This is a genomic window from Treponema sp. TIM-1 (assembly GCF_046533115.1).
Lineage (GTDB): Bacteria > Spirochaetota > Spirochaetia > Treponematales > Breznakiellaceae > JAIRMO01.
Map to the genome: position 1 here is coordinate 1 of NZ_JAJQRC010000051.1, position 19,379 is coordinate 19,379.

Sequence of the window (19,379 nt, forward strand, 5' to 3'; positions counted from 1 at the left end):
AAAACGGGTTGCTTAATTGCCCCCGGAAAAAAACGCCTCTTTCCCCCCCCCCCCCCCCCTACATATAGCGTTCTTTTTTTAAGATATACCCCATATAGCGTGAATTGTGACTCAAGTGCCGCCGGTAACGTAATGGGGACAGATACCAAATTCGGGAACGCAGGGGACCGCTGGTTCAGGTACTTATTCCGTAAGGATCGATATATTCGGATACAAAAGGAGATAACCATGAAAAAGAAACAAGCCGTTTTCTTCGGTTTCGCCGTCCTGTTACTGGCGGCGATTTTCACCACTAGCGGATGCGATACCGGCACTGGTGGCGGTACCGGTACTACTGCCGAGACCGTAAGCTACACCACCACCACGGGAGGGAAGACCTACACCCTGGTAATTACCGAAAACACCAGCCGGGCGGCCTATGCGCCGCAGAAGGGGGACAAGTATGTATTAACCATTACCCCCGATAATACCAGGAGCACCGGCACGGTAGAAAGCAGCGGGACAACCCTAACCCTCAAGCCCTCCAATTCAGCAACTACCTTTACCGTAACAGTATCCGGAAGCGGAACCATAAGCGCCATAAAGGGAACCATCACCCTCACTGACAATAAAACGGTTCAAGCGCCGGGTGGCGGTGGTGGTGGTGGCGGCGGCACGGGTGGTTCCGGTGGTGGCGGCGGCGGCAGCAGCAGCGGTAACAGCGGTAACAGTAGCCAAACCGTAACGATCCAAGATTTGGCAGGGAAATGGTTTGGACAATGGAGACCAGGTCTTGAGTGCATTGAAATCACTACGGACAATAAGTTTGAATTGCAGGGGTTTCATGATGATGATGGCCAATGGAAAATGTATTTAAAGGGGGAGATCACCACCATCAATGGGACAACGATATCCGCAAAAATAACCAATATACCGGCGCCGCAGCCGGGTGAGGCGGCTTCCGAGGGTGATGTTTTTCAACTGATTCTTGCGGCAGATAAAAAATCACTTACCTTTGGATCGCCTTATGACGATGAAGGTATTTTCATAAAACTATCTGCTACAGTGATCCCAGACTTGCAAGGGACTTGGCTTGGGCAAGGGGACCAAGATTCTGTTATAATCTCGGGCACTCATTTTGAGATTCAGCAGCGGGGTAATGATAACATATGGGTTACTTATTTCAATGGGAGGATCAACTTTGATGGGACAAAGACAACCGTAAAACAAAATGATTCGAATGGGGATTTCACGGGGGAGGAGATTCCAGTAATTCTTGCGGCAGATAAAAAATCACTTACCTTTGGATCGCCTTATGACGATAAAGGTATTTTCATAAAACTACCTGCTACAGCGATCCCAGGCTTGCAAGGGACATGGCTTGGGAAAGGGCAATGGCTTGGTGATGAGCTATCAAACAAAGATCTTAAGTTCATTGTAACGGGCAATACTTTTGAGATTAGTCCGGTGGATGGCACACCATGGTATTGGAAGGGGATAATCTACTCTAATGGGACAACGATATCCGCAAAACTGATCGATGAATCACCGGGTCAGAGTCAGACTCCTCCAGGTTTTCTAGGAACTTTTGTTCCTGGAGAAAACAAACTTATCCTTGGAAGTCCTGTGGCATGGACTTTCACAAAATAACCATAAACATTGCCCAGAGGTGTCAGTCACTGTTTTAGCGAACCCCTCCCTCCGGGGAGGGTTCGTTTTTGCTCCGGTGTCAGTCACCTTTCTTGTCCAAATACCACAAAAGCCCGGCCCTGCCGGACTTTTTTATACTATTGACAAATTATATGTGGACGCTTTTATATAATAGAGAGGTTAAAACAATGAAGAATATAACATTGGCTATTGATGAGGAAACATTGACGCTTGGAAGGAAATATGCGCAAAAAAATAATATTTCCTTTAATATGCTTGTTAGAAAATTAATAAATGAAACGGTAAGAATGCCTCAAAAAAATTGGCTTGATGATACGTTTAAACTTATGGATCAAGCGAATGGAAATTCCGGAGGGAAAAAATGGACAAGGGAAGAATTATATCGTGGCTAAAATATTTATAGATACAAATATTTAGGTGTATGCCGAAGATAAATATGATAAAAATAAACAAAATAAAGCCCGGGCTATAATAAAAGCCATTATTGACAATGAAAAACCCGTTATATCAACTCAGGTTTTACAGGAATTTTATAATGCAAGCGTAACAAAATTAAATATTGATAAATTATTGGCAAAAAATATTTTACATGATTTTTATCATATGGAAGTGATACAGGTAAATACAGAAATTATTGAACAAGGAATCGACATAAGTATTTTATCACAAATATCCTTTTGGGATGGATTGATAATGGCTTCAGCAGAATTTGCCGGTTGTTTAAGAATAATATCTGAAGATTTAAATGACGGACAAAGGATAAGAGGAATAGAAATAATAAACCCATTTAAATAGTGGGAGTGCAGAGGGGCACCGCTTGAAAGGGCGTTCTTCTTCCTTCTTCGCCTTATGCTCATTTAATTGACCGCATAGCGGTCTACTTCGTGGTGAATTTCTTAAATTCGGTAACGCACATGGCGTCAGTCACCGTTTTGATTCCAAAAGATGACAAGCCGTAAAATGACCGGCCCCCCAATCCTTTAGGGGCGGCTCCTGTTCTTTGCAGATACCCAGGGCGGAGGCGCACCGGGTATGAAACCGGCAGCCCGGCGGGGGGGATATGGGGCTGGGGATATCCCCTTCGATGGGGATGCTTTTTTTCAGCCGGGCCTGGGCCGGGCTTGAGGCCGGGGCGGATCGGATAAGCCCCTGGGTATAGGGGTGTTGGGGGTGCTGGTATATCTCATCGCAGCCGGCCAATTCCACCAGCTTCCCCAAATACATCACCCCAACTTCGTCGGAGACATAACGCACCATGGACAGATCATGGGCGATAAACAGGTAGGTCAGGCCCAATTCCCTCTGAAAGTTTTTCAACATATTTACCACCTGGGCCTGGATGGAAACATCCAGGGCGGAGATCGGTTCATCGCAGATGATGAGTTTTGGATGCAGGATGAGGGAACGGGCAATACCTATCCGCTGCCGCTGGCCGCCGGAAAACTCATGGGCGTAGCGGTTTGCGTGGGCCCGTTCCAGACCGACCTTGGCGAGCATTTCAAAAACCTGTTCCTCCTGCTCCCGGGGAGTACCGATCCGGTGGGCCCGCAGGGGTTCGGCGATAATATCCTTGACCGTCATCCGGGCATTCAAAGATGCGAAGGGGTCCTGGAAGATCATCTGAATTTTTTTGCGGATCGGTTTTAACTGCCTTTGGGACAGGGACGCGATGTTCTGACCGTCCAGGTATATCCGGCCCGAGCTGGGAGCGTAGATTCTGATGATGGTTCGGGCCAAGGTGGATTTACCGCAGCCCGATTCTCCCACCAGCCCCAGGGTAAGGCCCCGTTCGATCCGTATGCTGATGTCGTCCACCGCGTGGACCACCCGTTTGCCCCCGCCTTTGACCGGGAAATGTTTAACCAGGTTTTCAACCTTCAGGATAGGATCTTCCAAGGCTCACTCCATAAAGCAAGGTGCGGAGGAAACTGCCGGGACAAAGGGATTATCCTCAGGCGATTTCGGCGCCAGCGGGTCGTGGAGCCAGCAGAGGGACCGGTGTTTGTTACCAACGGTATAAAACCCGGGAACCTTGCGCAGGCAGATCCGCCGGACATAGGCGCAGCGGGGTGAAAAGGGGCAGCCCTCGGGAATGTGGCTCATATCCGGCGGCGACCCCGGGATGGGCTTGAGCTTTTGGGACTTATCCATCTCCAAATGGGGCATAGAATTGAGCAGCCCCAGGGTATAGGGATGGGCGGGACGGCTAAAGAGATCCTCCGCTTGGGCCTCTTCCAAAATCATTCCCCCGTACATAACGATGATCCGGGAACAGAGTTCGGCCACCACCCCCAGATCGTGGGTGATAAAGATAATAGACATCCCCATTTCAGCCTGGATGTTTTTGAGGAGGTTGAGGATCTGATTCTGAATGGTAACATCCAGGGCCGTGGTAGGTTCGTCGGCGATCATGATTTCCGGTTTGCAGGCCAGGGCCATGGCGATCATGACCCGCTGGCGCATACCCCCGGAAAATTCATGGGGATAGGCGGCGTATCTTTTTTCCGGTTCCGGGATCTTCACCTCCGCTAGAAGGCCCAGGACTTCCCGGTGGAGTTCGTCCCGGCGGAGCCGCCGGTGGGCAGCGATCATCTCCCCTATCTGGCGTCCCACGGGAACCAGGGGGTTAAGCGAAGACATGGGGTCCTGGAAGATCATGGAAATACCCCTGCCCCGGATATTCCGAAGGGCCGGCTTGAGCAATTTTAGCATATCCTGGTCATGGAACCACACCTGCCCCTGGGTTTTTGCCCGCTCATCCAGGAGCCGCAATAGGGAAAGGGCGGTAACACTTTTACCGCTCCCGGATTCCCCCACTATTCCCAGGGTTTCCCCCTTTTCCAGGGAAAAACCCACCCCCCGGACCGCCCGGATCTCTCCGTCCTGGGTGAAAAAAGATGTTCTCAGGTCCCGTACTTCCAATACCGGCATCACAGCCCCTTTTTCAAATCCAGGGCATCCCGAAGGCCGTCCCCGACAAAATTAAAGGCAAACATGGCGATACAGATCGCTACCGAGGGGATAAACAACTGATAGGCGGATATTCTAAAGGTTTCTATGGCATCGTTACACATGGTTCCCCAGCTTGCCATGGGCGCCGAAACCCCCAGGCCGATAAAACTCATAAAGGCCTCTACAAAGATAGCCGTGGGGATAAGCATGGTAGCGGTCACAATAATAGGCCCAATAGCGTTGGGAATCAAGTGCCGGGTAAGGATGTCCCCCAGGGAGGTACCGATGGTTCGGGCGGCCAGGATAAATTCCTGTTCCTTCAGGGCGAGGATCTGTCCCCGGACGATCCGGGCCATATTAACCCAATAGACCGAACTGAGGGCGATGATAATGCTCAAAAAACCCGAATTGAGGAACACCATGATCAGGATCACGTAGAGGGTCAGGGGGATGGTACTGATAATATCCACAATCCGCATCATGACCAGGTCCAGGTACCCGCCGAAAAGGCCGGAGATCCCCCCAAAGAGGATCCCGATGACCAGGTTGACAAAGGCGGCGATAAAGGCCACCACCAGGGATATCCGGGCTCCGTACATCAACCGGGTAAGGAGGTCCCGTCCCAAATTATCGGTCCCCAAAAGGTAGGTTTTATTCCAAAAAAAATGCGGCCGGGATACCACCACCCCCTGTCCATCTACCAGGGCGGGGGGCCGTTGGGCGTAATCTATCCCCAAGCTTATCCCGCCGGCATCAAAACCGATCAATTTTTTTTGCCCGTCGTCTTTTTGGGACTTTATATTGGCGATGAGTTTTCCCTCCCCATTTACCTCGATGAGTTTTAAGTTCTGGGAAACATAGAAATAACGTCCCCCATACTCCTGGGCCGTAAAATAGGGGGGGATATTAACAAAGGCCAGGTCCTGATCGGAATACCGGTGGGAGGTAAAAAAGGGGCCTGCCACGGCAAAAACCATCAGGAGGATGATGAGAATGAGTCCCAGGATCGCCGTGGGCCGGCGCCAAAAACGAAACCATACATCCTGGACAAAGGTTCTGGCCGGTTTATAGAGGGTCTCCATATCCCTATGGGTATGCTCCGGCCGTTCCCACAGATCCCTGTCAATATCCATGCCGTCCCCCTACTCCAATTTAATCCGGGGGTCCACCATCACATAAAAAACATCCACCATCAGGGTCATAATGACCAGGAAGGCAGCGTAAAAGATGGTAACCCCCATGATGGTGGTGTAATCCCGGTTTGATATGCTGGTAACAAAATGAATGCCCAGGCCGGGGAGGGCGAATATTTTTTCGATAACAAAGGAACCGGTAAGGAAGGCCGCCACGGTGGGGCCGATGATGGTGATCACCGGGATAATGGCATTCCGCAGGGCGTGGAAAAGGAGTACCTGGTATTCGGGGATGCCCTTGGCCCGGGCGGTACGAATATAATCCTGGCCCATCACTTCCAACAGGCTGCTGCGGATAAGCCGGGTAATAAACGACAGGGAGTATCCCCCCAGGGCGATCACCGGCAGGAGGTAACCCTTCCAGGAGGAAAGCCCAAAGGTGGGGAGCAGGTTCAATTTAAAGGAAAAAACATAGATAAGCAGGGTGGCGATAACAAAAGAGGGAATGGTAACCCCCAGGGTAGCCAAAACCATGATCGCCATATCCTGCCATTTTCCGTTGTGGAGGGCGGCAAAAACCCCCAGGGGTATGGAGAGGAGGATCACAAAGATAATGGTCACGAGGCCTACCCGGGCCGACACGGGAAAGCCGCTTTCGATGAATTCATTCACCCGGTGTCCGGCATAGGTAAAGGAGGGGCCGAGATCCAGCATCACCAGGCCCCGGAGGTAGTCAAAAAATTGCCGGGGCAGGGGATCGTTGAGGTGGTATTTTTCATTTAACGCCTGTTCCACCGCTTCCGGGAGCCGGCGATCCCGGGTAAAGGGCCCGCCGGGGATGGCGTGCATTAACATAAAGGTCAGGAGGATGACGAAAAACAAGGTCCCAAACATGAGGAGGATGCGCTTAAGAATATAACGGACCATAGCTACCTGAGGCTGTTTCAAAACCGAAGGTTTGAAACAGCAGCCTTAGATTTAAGTGCAAAACAAGCCTTTAGGCCGCTTTTGCAGAATTAGTTTCATCGGACCCAAGGTCCGCATGAACCGGGTTTTGAACCCGGCTCACCTCACCATACCGGTTTAGGGGGAACTAAGCAACGTATCAAAAGCGGAAAATAGTTTGGGATTGTCCCAATTAAGGCTCCCCGTAACCCGGGCGATGATCCTCCCCTCCCGGTCAACAATATAGGTGGTGGGAATCGCCATAACCCCATAGGCCGCGCCGACACTCCCCTGCTGATCCAGGGCGGCGGGAAAACTCAAGCCCAGTTGATCCATAAAGGCGCTCACCACCTTCCGGGATTCCTGTAGATTCACCGCCAGGAACTCCAGCCCCTGATTTTTGAAACGCCGGTACAGGGTCTCCATGGAGGGCATTTCCGCCCGGCAGGGGCCGCACCAGGTAGCCCAAAAATTGAGAAACAGCACCTTGCCCCGCAGGTCCCTGGTGTTACGGGTGGTTCCATCCAAAAGCGGAAGGTCAAAATCAATCAAAGGCACCGGTTCCCGCAGGACCGGAACCCCCGCCGCGGTAAACGCCGTGCTGACCCGCTGGGGGATACCCTTAGTTCCCTCCCGGGGACTTTGCGGAAAAAGACTTGCCCCCAATCCTATAATGCACAGGATCAAAAAAAATATTTTTCTCATAATTTTACTGTATTATAAAAACCGAAAACACATCAAGGGTTTTCAGGCAGGGCACAGGGCAAAACAGTTACCGTCTATCCGGGATATACCAAATCATCCTCATCGGTACGGAAGAATTTTTCGGGGGTCCGGCCTGATGCCTTATCCCTCACAATAGCCATTATCGGGCCTACGCCATGCTACCTTTTTTCATCAACACATTATCATGTGCTTTTTTGGGGGCGTGGCGGCTATAAACCCATAGGGTCCCCCCAGAGGGTCCCCCCTATGGGTTTATACCGCCACCCCGCCCCGACTTTTTCCACCGTACCGATAATTTTCTCCGGGTGTATCCCGGCTAAACATCCCAAATTGCCCTGCCCCCCCCTTTTGAACAGGGGAGAAGAGGGAGTCCTCCGGCGTCAAGCGGAACGCTTGATACCGTAATCCGGGCATAATCGACGGTGTTCCGAGCCCGCTGAAACTCAGATAAAAGCAAATATTTTTACCCTGGGCAGGGTGTTTCACGCCCCCTAAATACCCTGACGGTAGCTAAACCATTGGGCGAGGAGCCCCGCGCTGTCCAAAAAGCCCGCGGCCTGCAGTATGCACAGGACCGTAAAAATCCCTGAAAAAATAAGTATACCCCGGGAAAGCGGTTTCCGCCGTAAGCCGCGGGCCATCAGGGGGAGGGCGGCGATGAGAAAAAACAGGAGCGCCGGAGCACATCTGACCCAGGGCCCTCCCTGCAGAACCCAATCGATAAACGCATACTCGCTTTGTATCAGAAGCCTATTCAGGGCCTGGTAACGCCCCAGGAGGATGAAAAGCCCGATGAGGATGAGGAGCGCCCCGCTGAGCCGCTGAATCAGGGTCAGATGGGCCCGCAGCCTGGCCGTAAAGGTACGCAGGTGGTCGAAGAAGACCGCCGCAACGAGGAAGGGAAGGCCCAGTCCGGCAGAATAGGCCCCAAGGTAGAGGGCGGCCCTTCCCATTTGCCCGTCCTGGCCGGCCAAAAGGAGGATACTCCCCAGGATGGGACCCACACAGGGGGTCCAGCCCGCGCCAAAGGCGGCCCCCGCCAAGAAGCCCCCAACCAGGCCCCGGGGCCGTTGGGTAAGATGAAAACGTTTCTCATAGTTCAAAAAGGCAAGAAAATTGAAGATCATGTTCAGCCCCAGGATGATCACGACGATTCCGGCGGCCATAGTGATGATCCGGCTTAACCCGCCTATAAGCAGGAAAGTTCCGGAAAGGAGGATGCTGAGGACCACGAAAACTGCGCTGAACCCCAGGATAAAACTCACCGTTATGGGGATAAACCGGGGTTTAGGAGCGGAGGCTTCCGAAACCCCGGCTGTTGCCGCATCCTCCGGGGCCCTTCCGGCGGCGGTCTTAGGGGGACCCGCCACCGTACCCCCCAGAAAACAGAGCCAGGAGGGGATCAGGGGAAGCACACAGGGCGACAAAAAAGAAAACAACCCCGCCACAAAGGCGAGCAGGATCGATAGATTGACCATATTAGAAATATACGCTATTTTACCGGCAATTCAACCGTTTCGCGGGGCATGGCCGCCTTCCAATCAACAACGGGGGTATCCCCTTCCATCAACAGATCCCGTTCCCCCGAAGACAGGGCCCGGAGGATCCGTCGTTTTACGGCGCCGGAATTGCCGGTAAACTCGGCGATCCGCTTCCGCAGCTCCCGGCGCTTGGAATGGATCCCATAGGGGCAGGTACAGGCCGCCGAGAGGAAGCCCTTTTCGCCGGCGCAGGCGATGATCTGCTGTTCCTCCACATACCCCAGGGGACGGATCAGGCTTACCGGGTATTTCCGGTAGACCAGGCGCATGGGCATGGCCGCTAATTCCCCCTTGGCGGTCATGTTCATAAAAAAGGTTTCGATGATGTCATCCAGATGATGCCCCAGGGCGATCTTGTTGAAGTGATTTTCCATCGCGTATTTCAACAGTTCCGTCCGCCGCTGGGTGGAACACCAGTAACAGTTCATCTTTTCGCCGTTCTTAAGCCGGCCGATAATGGGTACAAAAAGATCCTGAAAGGGGATCCCCCAGTCCGTAAGCCGGGTGATGAGGGCGGCCTTTTTACAGCAGGCGCAAAAATCGCTGGAGATGTGGATCGCCGCCAGGTCGTAGCGCTTTTTGACGGCGGGCCGGATCGCCGCCAGGGCCCAGGCAAGGGTCGTGGAATCCTTACCCCCGGAAACCGCGATAAGGACCCGATCCCCTTCGGCAATGAGGTTCCGCTCCAGGACGGCCTTGGTGGTCAGCTTCAGCACCGCTTCCCCTGCCCCGGCCCGGCGCAAAAAACGGCCGCTCATGGGATGAGGATCTTCTCCGCGGGCCGGGTCCGGGCACGGCTCGGCTCCGGGGGCCGGCCGTACCGGGCGTGGATGTCCCGGACCACCAGGCTCGCAAGGATCATCCCCGCCGCGGCGGTAACGGTGACGGCGCTCCCATTGATCACCTTTTTGGTACTGCACCATTCCACTCCCTGCTCTTCGCAGGGGCTTGGACAGAGGCATTGGGCCGACCCGCAGGAAACCTCGATTTCCCTATGGAGGGGAAGCTGTTCGGCACTGTATACCACGGTAAAATGACCCCGGAACCCCCGTTTCCTCAGGCCGGAGCGGACCAGCCGCGCCAGGGGGCAGCCCCGGGTTTCCCAAATATCGGCGGTTTTAAGCTGGGTCGGATCCATCTTGAGGGCGGTCCCCATGGAGGAATAGAAGCCTACCCCTGCTCCGGAGGCGATCTCAATGAGATCGAGTTTGTGGGTAAGGCTGTCGATGGCGTCAATCACATAATCCGCCCCTTCAATATCAAATTCCCCCGCGGTCTCCCGGGAGAACACCCTCCCCAGGGCCTGAACCATACAGCCGGGGTTGATCTCCCGCAGTCGGCTGCCCAGGACCTCCACCTTGGATAAACCCACGGTCCGGGTAGTGGCCTGGACCTGGCGGTTAATATTGGTGACACATACCCGGTCGGAATCAACCAGGACGATATTTCCCACCCCGGAACGGACCAGGGCTTCGGCACACCAGCTCCCCACGCCGCCCAGGCCAAAAACCAGCGCCTTGACCCGGGAAAGGGCCTCCAGGACCTCCGCTCCGGTCAGCAGGGAAAGGCGCTGAAAAATCGGGTTAACCTTCATAGGGCCCCCTAATATCCCCGGATTTTTTCCCCGAACAGCATATTCTGGTAACACCGCAGACAGCCGGGGAACATTCCGCCTTTACAGGCATTAATGGTTTTTCTGAACAGGTTGGCCCGTTCACCGTTATAAATTTTTTTCAGGGACTGGTCTTTGACGTTCCCCAGAATATAATCAGGATAATCGGCGCAAAAATGGACATCGCCGTTATAGTTAATATTGGTCTGACACCAGGGAACAATACAATGATTACGGACCGGGGTTTCCAAATCAGCATAGTAGGTGTGGATCTTTTCGGGGTTCAGGGCCGGTACGGTGATCATGGGATGGCCGAAATCCTTTTGGTGGATATTTTGTAAAATACGGTAGAGTTTTTGTCCGTCGATATGGGCGTTATACCCTGTATTATACCCCGCAAGACAATCAATGTCGGTGTCCAGTTTTTCCTTCATAAAGATCCGCTGGGCCGTGATAATTCGGTCATTGGTATAGGTCCCCAAATTAAAGATATGCACGTCAAGCTTGTATTCCCTGCTCGCCTCCGCCAGCCGATCCAGATCCTGATAATTCATGTTGGTAACGGTGGTTACGACCCCCAGGACCGGATAAATCGAATTTTGCCGTTCCTTTTCCCGGTTAATAGCCGTAAACCCGTTGATAACCCGGTCATAGGCGCCCTTTCCCCGCATGATATCATTGGTATCTCTAAAACCGTCCAGGGATACAAAAATGGTACTCCATTTATCCCGCACCATCACCTCAGCATATTTCTCCAGGAAGGTGCCGTTGGTATTTACACTGACATACAGCCCCTTATCTACCATGTATTTGACCAGGGGTATTAAATGGGGGTATAAAAAGGGCTCCCCGCCCCATATATAGATTATGGGACGGTAGGGGGCAATTTCGTCAACCACCCGCTTATAATCCTCCAGGGAGAGGACCTTTTTTGACTCCTCGGCGATATTACAATCTTTCATCACCCCCTTTTCTCCCCATTGACCGCACATTACACAACGGAGATTACACAGGGCGGTGAGTTTAAAATAAACCAAACAGAGATTTTTCATATGATCAAAATGATAATCCTGTTTGGGAAAGAGCCTGGTTTTACCCATTTTGATAAAACCCCTGAGCATTTTTATTGATAGGGTCCATTTTCTGGTAAAAAGAAGAGGAACCACCGCAATGTTTTGTTTCATAATTACGCAGCCGAAAATAAAATAGCTAACATGGTTCCAAAATCAGTTGTTTTTTCACCAACCCTTACCGTTTCTATGCTGAACTCCCTTCATTAAAGCCTCACAAAACTGTACCTATTTTTATTTTATCACAAATAGAACAAAAAAACAGCCCTTGGAAACAGGGCCGGGCGGTTTTTGGGAAACCCCTGCTATTTCCTTGTGTCAATGTTGACGTTAACATTAAGTCCATGGTATACTTACGTTACCGGACCATTATGGCGTCCAAGGAGGGTTTTTTGTATTTTTCAATCAGCCAGATATCGGAGAAAACCGCCCTGCCCCCCCATGTTTTGCGGTACTATGAAAAGGAAGGGCTTTTACCCAGTATTTCCAGAAGCCGGAATGGGGTCCGCCGGTATACTGAACACGATCTGGAGTGGCTCGGCTTGATCTGCTGCCTTAAAAATACCGGTATGCCCATCAAACAGATAAAAAATTTTGTTGAATTAAGCTTGCAGGGGGATAAGACCCTAAAAAAGCGATGCGACCTCCTTTTGGAACACAAAAAAACAGTGGAGAATCAGATTGCGGAGATGCAAAAATATCTGCAGAAGGTGATCCACAAAATTGAGTATTTTACCGGGGAATACGAAAAATCAAAAGCCGCTCCGGAAACCTCCCGCGTTTAATTGGAACCATACCCCGGACTTGCTCCGGAAAAGCGGCGCCAGGCGCCACTATGCACACCATTCCCGGACTTTAAAGCCTTGGGGGGCCTCGGCCACGATAACCGAATCCCCGGACTGCACCAAAACATACAGCCCCCTTTTCTGGGCGTATTCCCGCACATGCTCCGGTACCACCATAGCGGCCACCGCCCCCACCAGCTTCCTCTGATCGCCCCGTTTGTCCAGTTGTTTCCGCACCTTCTCTATGCGTTCAATATGTTCGTCTATGTCTTCCTGTGTCAGCTCCGACTTTATCTCCACCGGCATCGCATAGTCCCCGTTCTCAAGAAACATATCAACCTGGGCTATTGTCCGGTCTTGCTCCCAGAACTTCCTCGGCCCGCCTTGGGTAAAGGTGTACCCAATCGCCTTGAACTTTTCCCAGAGCTTTGCGGAAACCATTTCCTCAACCCATTTGCCAAAGGAATTGTTAAGCCCGCCGATGTTTTTAGACAGCTCCTTAATCTGTTTAGCGGCCTCTTCCTGCCGCCGGTCCGCCGCTTGGGACAGTTCCCGCATCTGCCGGTCAGTTTCCTGCATCTGTCGGTCAGTTTCCTGCATCATCATCCAGACTTTCTCAAAGGTCAAACCCTTGGCGGCCTCGGCCGCTTCCGCCGCTGTCATCATTGTCTATCCTCTATACCTCTTAATAATTTTGGTAACATCGAAGTATCAGTCACCATTCCCGGACTTTAAAGCCTTCGGGGGCCTCGGCTACGATAACCGAATCCCCGGACTGCACCAAGACATACAGCCCCTTTTTCTGGGCGTACTCCCGCACATGCTCCGGTACCACCATAGCAGCCACCGCCCCCACCAGCTTCCTCTGATCGCCCCGTTTGTCCAGTTGTTTCCGCACCTTCTCTATGCGCTCCATATGTTCGTCTATGTCTTCCTGCGTCAGCCCCGACTTTATCTCCACCGGCATCGCATAGTCCCCATTCTCAAGAAACATATCAACCTGGGCTACTGTCCGGTCTTGTTCCCAGAACTTCCTCGGCCCGCCTTGGGTAAAGGTGTACCCAATCGCCTTGAACTTTTCCCAGAGCTTTGCGGAAACCATTTCCTCAACCCATTTGCCAAAGGAATTGTTAAGCCCGCCGATGTTTTTAGACAATTCTTTAATCTGTTTAGTGGTCTCTTCCTGCCGCCGGTCAGCTTCTTTAGACAGTTCTGCGTGTCGCCGGTCAGCTTCTTGGGACAGTTCCGCGTGCCGCCGGTCAGCCGCTTGGGACAGTTCCGCATGCCGCCGATCGGCCGCTTGGGATAGTTCCCGTATCTGCCGGTCAGTTTCCTGCATCATCATCCAGACTTTCTCAAAGGTCAAACCCTTGGCGGCCTCGGCCGCTTCCGCTGCTGTCATCATCTTCTATCCTCTATAACCACTATACATTAGTTGGGTTATATCCGTCAACAAAATTAACCGTCCCGGGCCGTTACGCCCGGTTCTGTTTATAAAAGCTTTTACCATATTTCAAATTCCAGGAAAAAGTATAGGTCCAGGTGTCGGGAAAATCGGTCCAGGCGAATTTGGCGCTGAACCGGCCGAATCTTCCCCGGACAGAACCGTAAAACGAAAGGTCCCAGAGGGGATCCTTCTGGTGGACATGGGAATAGCCCAGTTTTGTTTTGATTTGAAACAGGGAGAAGGAATAGGACAGCTCCCCCGAAACCTTGGCGGATGCAAATTGGTAGTCCCTTTCAGCGCCGGGATAGGGCAGGGGGGTCCCGGCGGCTCCGGTTGTGCCGGACAGGGTCCCCTGAAAAACCGACCGGACCGGCCCCAGGATCAAGCCTAGGCTCCCCTCCAGGGCATCGGTAATTTCCTGCGGATCCGAGGCGTTCCGGTTGAGTTCCAGGGATATCCGGGAAAGCCCGAAGGGGAAGGTCCGGAGGGGGGTGGGAAAACGGTAAGACAAAAGGCTGGAACTCCGGACAAAAGATTCCCCCAGCCCGGGGCCGCGGAGGCTGGTACCCATCCGGAAAAGGCTGCTCCTTTTTCCCCGCCAGTCAAAGCGGCCGGCGGCCCTGAACAGCGACCCATGGGCGCTGCCGTCGCTGCCTACATAACGATCCCCCGCCGCATCAACGGCCAGAGACAAGCGCCAGGGCCGGTCTCCCAGGGTGATCCCCATATTCCCGTAGAGGTCCCTGCCAAAGGCAAAGGTTTCCGAGTAGGCCATATCGGCGGCGATCCCAAAAAAGGGGGCGGTAAAGGTCAGATTGAGCCCATAGATCCGAAAATCCCGCTCGGGCAGCGGCGGGGTCTTGGAAAACCAGGAGGAAGCATACCGGGGCGGCAGGGTATCTTTTTTAAAGAAGCCCTCCATCCCCAGGCCGATCTTTTTGGTAAATTGGAAGTTAAAACCTCCTCCAAAGGCCGGGGTATACTGCTCATCCAAATGGACCGAGGCAAAGCCCCGCACCGGGCCAAGGGGGGGACTTGCCAGGTTGAGGTAAAACGCCGGTTCCCCGGTCGATGAGGGTGCGGTCTTCAAATCCGCGGTGGAAGGCTTATGGTATTCCAAAAAAGGAAGGGATCGCCCGGCGGGATTACGAAGCCGGGGGGCAAGTCCTGATTCGTCGATAAGCCCGTAGAGGAACCGGGACCCGGTGGCGCCGTGGTAGAGGCCGGCCCCCAGGGCGGTAATACCCTCTTGGGGATTTTCCCAGGGTGGAATGGGCCGTTTATCCGTAACCTGCCCCCGGGTGGTCAAACCCAGGGCATGGAGCCGCAGATCCCCCCGGTTTATCAGGCTTTTATCCCGCTCCCAGGAACCGGACCAGAGCAGATCCGCCCGGAAAAACGGTTCCCTGGGAAGGGCCCCCAGGGAAACCGTTAGCCAAAAAACAAAGACCCATAACAAACAGCCCCGAAAAGCAATAGGCAAGAAATACTTCATGCAGTATATAAGGAACTGTCCTGCGGGGTGCTTTAATACAACGGCTCAATTTATAAAAATAACCGGGGTCAAACCTCGGACGGTTTTAACCCCGGCTCATTTTTAAGACAACGGCCAAAGCCGATGAAATTTTTCCGGCCTCAAGCCCGGTTAGGGCCGGGACTGGTTCTGCCAAATTTGGCTGTCTTCAAACCCGTTTATTTGTTTAATCAAGGTAAGCCAGTAAGCAGCTTCGGTATTAGAAGTATAGGGACCTACCCGGACCCGGTAGAAGGTCTTTCCGTCTACATTCCGGTTTTCTATGATCGAGGTAATGCCCTTGGCTGCCAGGGTTTCCTTGACTCCCTCGGCCCGGCTTTGGGTAGAAAAGGCCCCGGTTTGAACCCAAAAATTGGTACGTCCCGAAGCGGACTGAGCCGGGGTCCGGGGCGCTGCTGCCGGGGCGCTCTTGGCCGCCGGGACGCTTTTGGCCGCCGGCGTACTTTTGGCCGCAGGAGGCGGATTGGGCTTGGTACGGGGGGCCGATACGGCGGGTTTTGCGGGTTCCGCCGGAGCTGCCACCGGTTTTGCCGGGGCCGGAACCACCGGCGTCTTGGGGCTGGGAATGTTTATAACCAAGTTAGTCCTGGTTCCGGTTCCATCCGCGCTTGGTTCACCGCTGATAAATTCCCCATTGATATTGATGGGCTCCCCATTGATATAGATATGATTGTTGTTTTCCTGGGTGGTCGAAGAAGCAGGCGGTACCTGCAGCCCCTTGAATTCATCGGGATTTTTAACCATATCCGTCACGTCCACCCTTACCGGCGGGGTTTGCCCGCTCCGAATTTCCCCGGTATTCCCCGGAGGAATCGGACGGCTAGTCCCCGTCACTGCCGGCGGAATAGGCTTCTTGGGTGAAAACATCAATATGGAAGCTCCGATGACAATCACTAGAAAAATCCCAACTGAAATAGCAATAAGCAATAACTTTCTCTTTTCCATAATTATCGTCTAACCCCCTCCCGGGATAATAGGTCATCTATCCGGTGTTCCAATGCCCTCCGCCAAAACCGGGAACAGATGCCCAAATAACCCAAGTTATTTACTCTGTAAATATCGGCATTTTGAGATATATATTGAGACATAAATTCCCGTTGACTCTTAAAACGCCGGATCAAGGGTAAAATCGGGAGCCGGTCCCGTTGACGGGCCCGCAAAAAACGGGTAAGGACCGGGGCTTGGACGATAATGATACAGTCCAGCCGCTTAAAGACAACGGACCGGTGGAGCAAGGCCGCATTGATCACGCAGGGGCCCTCCGGCATACCGGCTATCCATTTTTCGGTGAGGCGGTTTGCCGCGGGGTGTACCAGTTCCTCCAGGGCCGCCAGTTCCCCGGGACTGCCGAAAACCTTTGCCCCCAGGGCTCGGCGGTCCACGGCGCCGTCTTTTCCCAGGATATCGGAGCCGAACCGCTGAAGGATTGCCTCCTTTTCCATTTCAATGGCCTGGTGCCCCAGCTTGTCCACATCAAGCACCGGCAGCCCCCGGGCTTCCAGAATCCGGGCGACATAGTTTTTTCCCGCGCAGTACATCCCGGTCAGACCGATGATTCTATGTCCGGTATCATAATTTTTTTTCATATTTTTTCTATGGTACTATTGACTTAATGTTGACGTCAACGTTTAAAATCCCTCTATCTTAAGGTTCTTGGGAAACTTCGGTTTTGAGAACCCTGATAATCGAATGGAGGGAATAGAATGACTTCGAAGGTGTATTTTTCCAATATGGCCTACACCGCCTATGAGGCGGATCAAACATTGCCGTGTAAGCTGGGCCGGCAGTTGGAGGTCTCCGGTCTTGGGGATAAGGTGAAGGACAAAAATGTTGCTATCAAGATCCATGTAGGATCGGAACTGGGGTATTCCACTATCCCCCCTATTTTTATGCGGATCCTTGCGAAATTTGTCAAAGATCACGGGGGGAATTGTTTTTTTGTGGATCACTATATCGCTTCCCGGCATCCTGAAAACCGGGGTTATACCCCGGAAAGTCTGGGGGCGCCGATACTGGAGGCCGCGGGCCACCTGGGAAAGTACCTCTACACTGTAGCGGTGGATCACAAGGGTTTTAAACATGTGGATATCGCGGGGCTTGTCCATGACGCGGATTTTCTCATCGATTTTGCCCATGTCAAAGGCCACGGCTGCTGCGCCTATGGGGGGGCGGTAAAAAATATCGCCATGGGCTGCGTCAGCGACCGTACCCGCCGGGAGCAGCACGGCCTTGAGGGGGGCCTCACGTGGGACCGTGAAAAATGTACCCACTGTAGGGCCTGTGTGGAAAGCTGTAACCATCAGGCGAACAGTTTTAATGATAAAGATGAATATGAAGTAAATTTTCATAACTGTACCCTTTGTCAACACTGCCTCAAGGTATGTCCCACCGGGGCCATTACCCTTACCGACGCCAGTTATCTTGACTTCCAAAAAGGGCTGGCCCTATGTACCAAAACCGTTATAGATACCTTTGAACCGGGGAATGTGTTTTATATCAACCTCCTCATCGCCATCACCGCCATGTGTGACTGTTGGGGGATGACCACCCCCTCCCTGGTGCCGGATATTGGGGTTATGTCCTCCTGGGATATAGCGGCCATAGAAACCGCCAGTTTGGACCAGATCAAATATGAAAAATTGAACCCCGAAGGGGTACCTTCGGGCAGTACCATGGGGGATCACGGGCATCTCTTTGAGCGCCTCCATGGGAAGGATCCCTATTCCCAGATCAATTTTCTTGAAGAGATGGGCCTGGGTACCAAGGCCTATGCCTTGGAGATGGTTAAATAGGGGCTTTCACGGGAGATATGCGGTAAATATCTTATAATAAACTAAGGAGGATAAATGATGATTTTGATGCGGTTTTTTTATGACTATGAATGTCCCTATTGTCAGCGGGGTTATGGGTATCTCCGCGAATTTATCGGGGATCACCCGGAAATTGACCTGGAATGGCGGCCCATCGAGGCCCATCCCCGGCCGGAGAATCATCCGCCCCATACGGATCTTTGCGTGCAAAGCTACTATATCGCCCGGGAGCTTGGGGCGGATATGGAGGCCTTTCACCGGAAGATGTTCCAAGCCGCGGCCTTGGAACGGCGGAATGTGGAAAAAGTCGAAGTTCTGGCGGAGATCCTGGGGGATATCGTGGATCCCGGTAAATTCCGGTCCATCCTGGAATCAAATAAATACGCCCTCCAGGTGACGGAAAACAACGATCTGGCCTATGAACAGAGCGGCGTCTGGGCGGTCCCCGCCTTTCGCATACTCCGGAAGGGGGCCCCGGAAAAAAGGCTGGACTCTCCCGAAGGAATGGGCCTTAACCGGGATCAGATCCGGGAATTCCTGGAACATGCCGGGACGTAGTCTGCCGGGTGGATAGGACCGGACAAAAAACAGGCGCCATCAAAGCCGGTATTGGTACCGGGAACTTTTTGTTTTAATTACTCAGGTTACGCAGTTATGCAGGAAGCATAGGATTAACCACGAACTACACGAACCTCACGAACAAAGAGAGAGAGGAGAGAGGAGTTATGACATTGGTCGGTATCTCCTAACTTCTCTCTCCTCTCTTTTTTCCCCTCATTTTTTTATACTTTTTTCCCGCTAACTAAAGCATCCTGCATCCCCGTGCCTTATTACTCCAGGAGGTATTTCATGGCTATCCATAAACCGAAAGATAATAGCTTTAAACTCATCCTCGATGACCATCGTCTCTTTGTCGATTTTCTCCTCCGCTTTATACCTCTCCCCATCTTCAACGCCCTCTCCCCCGACGATATCGAAGATGTCAGTGAACGTTTCCTCCCCCTCCTCCTCGAAAACCGGGATTCCGATACCGTTAAACGGATCTCCCTCAAAAATAATCCGCCCCTCTTCGTCATCGCCATCGTCGAACACGAGTCCCAGGTCAATTTCCGCGCCCCCTTCAAGATGCTCCAGTACATCACCCTGGTCCTGGACAAGTACGAGAAGGAGGTCA

At 52.6% G+C, this 19,379-nt stretch carries 21 protein-coding genes; 7 read left to right on the forward strand and 14 right to left on the reverse strand.

The genetic code is table 11. The annotated features are described in order from the left end of the window. Window positions 1–228 precede the first annotated feature (228 nt). From LQZ21_RS13325 to LQZ21_RS13335, 3 genes are all read left to right on the forward strand, one after another. Complete coding sequence (locus tag LQZ21_RS13325; RefSeq protein ID WP_411045012.1) at window positions 229–1,629, forward strand: hypothetical protein; 1,401 nt, start codon at window positions 229–231, stop codon at window positions 1,627–1,629. 152 nt (window positions 1,630–1,781) lie between these two features. Then, on the forward strand, window positions 1,782–2,042 hold the full coding sequence (locus LQZ21_RS13330; protein ID WP_411045013.1) for a hypothetical protein: 261 nt from the start codon (window positions 1,782–1,784) through the stop codon (window positions 2,040–2,042). A 25-nt stretch (window positions 2,043–2,067) separates the two neighbouring features. Next, window positions 2,068–2,445 carry a PIN domain-containing protein gene (locus LQZ21_RS13335; protein ID WP_411045014.1) on the forward strand — a complete coding sequence of 126 codons (378 nt, stop codon included), beginning with the start codon at window positions 2,068–2,070 and terminating at the stop codon, window positions 2,443–2,445. Between the two features lie 129 nt (window positions 2,446–2,574). Here the strand turns inward: LQZ21_RS13335 and LQZ21_RS13340 are convergent, their stop codons facing one another. The 9 genes from LQZ21_RS13340 to LQZ21_RS13380 form a co-directional block, all read right to left on the reverse strand. After that, the gene (locus LQZ21_RS13340) at window positions 2,575–3,546 is read right to left on the reverse strand and encodes an ABC transporter ATP-binding protein (protein ID WP_411045015.1); all 972 of its coding nucleotides are present in this window, start codon (window positions 3,544–3,546) and stop codon (window positions 2,575–2,577) included. Window positions 3,547–3,549: 3 nt separating this feature from the next. Then, window positions 3,550–4,581: an ABC transporter ATP-binding protein gene (locus LQZ21_RS13345; RefSeq protein ID WP_411045016.1), complete on the reverse strand. Its 1,032-nt coding sequence runs from the start codon at window positions 4,579–4,581 to the stop codon at window positions 3,550–3,552. Next, entirely contained in the window at window positions 4,581–5,735 is a 1,155-nt protein-coding gene (locus tag LQZ21_RS13350; RefSeq protein WP_411045017.1) for an ABC transporter permease, read from the reverse strand. Before LQZ21_RS13350 ends, LQZ21_RS13345 begins: the two co-directional genes overlap by 1 nt. Window positions 5,736–5,744: 9 nt before the next feature. Next, window positions 5,745–6,662, reverse strand: a complete 918-nt coding sequence (locus LQZ21_RS13355; protein WP_411045018.1) for an ABC transporter permease — start codon at window positions 6,660–6,662, stop codon at window positions 5,745–5,747. A gap of 156 nt (window positions 6,663–6,818) precedes the next feature. Further along, the gene (locus LQZ21_RS13360; protein ID WP_411045019.1) at window positions 6,819–7,385 is read right to left on the reverse strand and encodes a TlpA disulfide reductase family protein; all 567 of its coding nucleotides are present in this window, start codon (window positions 7,383–7,385) and stop codon (window positions 6,819–6,821) included. Window positions 7,386–7,897: 512 nt separating this feature from the next. Further along, window positions 7,898–8,884, reverse strand: coding sequence for a cytochrome c biogenesis CcdA family protein (locus LQZ21_RS13365; RefSeq protein ID WP_411045020.1), 987 nt, complete (start codon window positions 8,882–8,884; stop codon window positions 7,898–7,900). Between the two features lie 14 nt (window positions 8,885–8,898). Beyond that, window positions 8,899–9,705 carry a tRNA 2-thiocytidine biosynthesis TtcA family protein gene (locus tag LQZ21_RS13370; protein ID WP_411045021.1) on the reverse strand — a complete coding sequence of 269 codons (807 nt, stop codon included), beginning with the start codon at window positions 9,703–9,705 and terminating at the stop codon, window positions 8,899–8,901. Then, window positions 9,702–10,541: a tRNA threonylcarbamoyladenosine dehydratase gene (locus tag LQZ21_RS13375; protein ID WP_411045022.1), complete on the reverse strand. Its 840-nt coding sequence runs from the start codon at window positions 10,539–10,541 to the stop codon at window positions 9,702–9,704. Before LQZ21_RS13375 ends, LQZ21_RS13370 begins: the two co-directional genes overlap by 4 nt. Window positions 10,542–10,549: 8 nt before the next feature. After that, window positions 10,550–11,743: a radical SAM protein gene (locus LQZ21_RS13380; protein WP_411045023.1), complete on the reverse strand. Its 1,194-nt coding sequence runs from the start codon at window positions 11,741–11,743 to the stop codon at window positions 10,550–10,552. Window positions 11,744–11,973: 230 nt separating this feature from the next. Between LQZ21_RS13380 and LQZ21_RS13385 the strand changes: the two genes are divergently transcribed. Then, on the forward strand, window positions 11,974–12,414 hold the full coding sequence (locus LQZ21_RS13385; protein ID WP_411045024.1) for a MerR family transcriptional regulator: 441 nt from the start codon (window positions 11,974–11,976) through the stop codon (window positions 12,412–12,414). A gap of 48 nt (window positions 12,415–12,462) precedes the next feature. Here the strand turns inward: LQZ21_RS13385 and LQZ21_RS13390 are convergent, their stop codons facing one another. The 5 genes from LQZ21_RS13390 to coaE all read right to left on the reverse strand — a co-directional run bounded on the left by LQZ21_RS13390 (window position 12,463) and on the right by coaE (window position 16,981). Continuing rightward, window positions 12,463–13,080 carry a hypothetical protein gene (locus tag LQZ21_RS13390; protein WP_411045025.1) on the reverse strand — a complete coding sequence of 206 codons (618 nt, stop codon included), beginning with the start codon at window positions 13,078–13,080 and terminating at the stop codon, window positions 12,463–12,465. A gap of 49 nt (window positions 13,081–13,129) precedes the next feature. After that, complete coding sequence (locus LQZ21_RS13395) at window positions 13,130–13,819, reverse strand: hypothetical protein (protein ID WP_411045026.1); 690 nt, start codon at window positions 13,817–13,819, stop codon at window positions 13,130–13,132. A gap of 70 nt (window positions 13,820–13,889) precedes the next feature. Then, entirely contained in the window at window positions 13,890–15,356 is a 1,467-nt protein-coding gene (locus LQZ21_RS13400; protein WP_411045027.1) for a hypothetical protein, read from the reverse strand. Between the two features lie 150 nt (window positions 15,357–15,506). Then, entirely contained in the window at window positions 15,507–16,340 is an 834-nt protein-coding gene (locus LQZ21_RS13405) for an SPOR domain-containing protein (RefSeq protein ID WP_411045028.1), read from the reverse strand. Between the two features lie 2 nt (window positions 16,341–16,342). Beyond that, a complete protein-coding gene (gene coaE, locus LQZ21_RS13410; protein ID WP_411045029.1) occupies window positions 16,343–16,981 on the reverse strand; it encodes a dephospho-CoA kinase in 639 nt (212 codons plus the stop codon). Between the two features lie 117 nt (window positions 16,982–17,098). Between coaE and LQZ21_RS13415 the strand changes: the two genes are divergently transcribed. From LQZ21_RS13415 to LQZ21_RS13425, 3 genes are all read left to right on the forward strand, one after another. Next, window positions 17,099–18,187, forward strand: a complete 1,089-nt coding sequence (locus LQZ21_RS13415) for a DUF362 domain-containing protein (protein ID WP_411045030.1) — start codon at window positions 17,099–17,101, stop codon at window positions 18,185–18,187. Window positions 18,188–18,241: 54 nt separating this feature from the next. Continuing rightward, window positions 18,242–18,763, forward strand: a complete 522-nt coding sequence (locus LQZ21_RS13420) for a DsbA family oxidoreductase (protein WP_411045031.1) — start codon at window positions 18,242–18,244, stop codon at window positions 18,761–18,763. A gap of 291 nt (window positions 18,764–19,054) precedes the next feature. Next, a partial coding sequence (locus LQZ21_RS13425) for an Rpn family recombination-promoting nuclease/putative transposase (RefSeq protein ID WP_411045032.1) occupies window positions 19,055–19,379 on the forward strand: 325 nt, incomplete at its 3' end.

Excerpts from the sequence above, each read along its gene's own strand:
- LQZ21_RS13370 (WP_411045021.1), bottom strand. The coding sequence starts at position 9,705 with ATGAGCGGCCGTTTTTTGCGCCGGGCCGGGGCAGGGGAAGCGGTGCTG.
- coaE (WP_411045029.1), bottom strand. The coding sequence starts at position 16,981 with ATGAAAAAAAATTATGATACCGGACATAGAATCATCGGTCTGACCGGG.
- LQZ21_RS13360 (WP_411045019.1), bottom strand. The coding sequence starts at position 7,385 with ATGAGAAAAATATTTTTTTTGATCCTGTGCATTATAGGATTGGGGGCA.
- LQZ21_RS13420 (WP_411045031.1), top strand. The coding sequence starts at position 18,242 with ATGATGATTTTGATGCGGTTTTTTTATGACTATGAATGTCCCTATTGT.
- LQZ21_RS13405 (WP_411045028.1), bottom strand. The coding sequence starts at position 16,340 with ATGGAAAAGAGAAAGTTATTGCTTATTGCTATTTCAGTTGGGATTTTT.
- LQZ21_RS13415 (WP_411045030.1), top strand. The coding sequence starts at position 17,099 with ATGACTTCGAAGGTGTATTTTTCCAATATGGCCTACACCGCCTATGAG.
- LQZ21_RS13325 (WP_411045012.1), top strand. The coding sequence starts at position 229 with ATGAAAAAGAAACAAGCCGTTTTCTTCGGTTTCGCCGTCCTGTTACTG.
- LQZ21_RS13390 (WP_411045025.1), bottom strand. The coding sequence starts at position 13,080 with ATGATGACAGCGGCGGAAGCGGCCGAGGCCGCCAAGGGTTTGACCTTT.
- LQZ21_RS13400 (WP_411045027.1), bottom strand. The coding sequence starts at position 15,356 with ATGAAGTATTTCTTGCCTATTGCTTTTCGGGGCTGTTTGTTATGGGTC.
- LQZ21_RS13385 (WP_411045024.1), top strand. The coding sequence starts at position 11,974 with ATGGTATACTTACGTTACCGGACCATTATGGCGTCCAAGGAGGGTTTT.
- LQZ21_RS13375 (WP_411045022.1), bottom strand. The coding sequence starts at position 10,541 with ATGAAGGTTAACCCGATTTTTCAGCGCCTTTCCCTGCTGACCGGAGCG.
- LQZ21_RS13345 (WP_411045016.1), bottom strand. The coding sequence starts at position 4,581 with ATGCCGGTATTGGAAGTACGGGACCTGAGAACATCTTTTTTCACCCAG.
- LQZ21_RS13395 (WP_411045026.1), bottom strand. The coding sequence starts at position 13,819 with ATGATGACAGCAGCGGAAGCGGCCGAGGCCGCCAAGGGTTTGACCTTT.
- LQZ21_RS13355 (WP_411045018.1), bottom strand. The coding sequence starts at position 6,662 with ATGGTCCGTTATATTCTTAAGCGCATCCTCCTCATGTTTGGGACCTTG.
- LQZ21_RS13350 (WP_411045017.1), bottom strand. The coding sequence starts at position 5,735 with ATGGATATTGACAGGGATCTGTGGGAACGGCCGGAGCATACCCATAGG.
- LQZ21_RS13380 (WP_411045023.1), bottom strand. The coding sequence starts at position 11,743 with ATGAAACAAAACATTGCGGTGGTTCCTCTTCTTTTTACCAGAAAATGG.
- LQZ21_RS13330 (WP_411045013.1), top strand. The coding sequence starts at position 1,782 with ATGTGGACGCTTTTATATAATAGAGAGGTTAAAACAATGAAGAATATA.
- LQZ21_RS13365 (WP_411045020.1), bottom strand. The coding sequence starts at position 8,884 with ATGGTCAATCTATCGATCCTGCTCGCCTTTGTGGCGGGGTTGTTTTCT.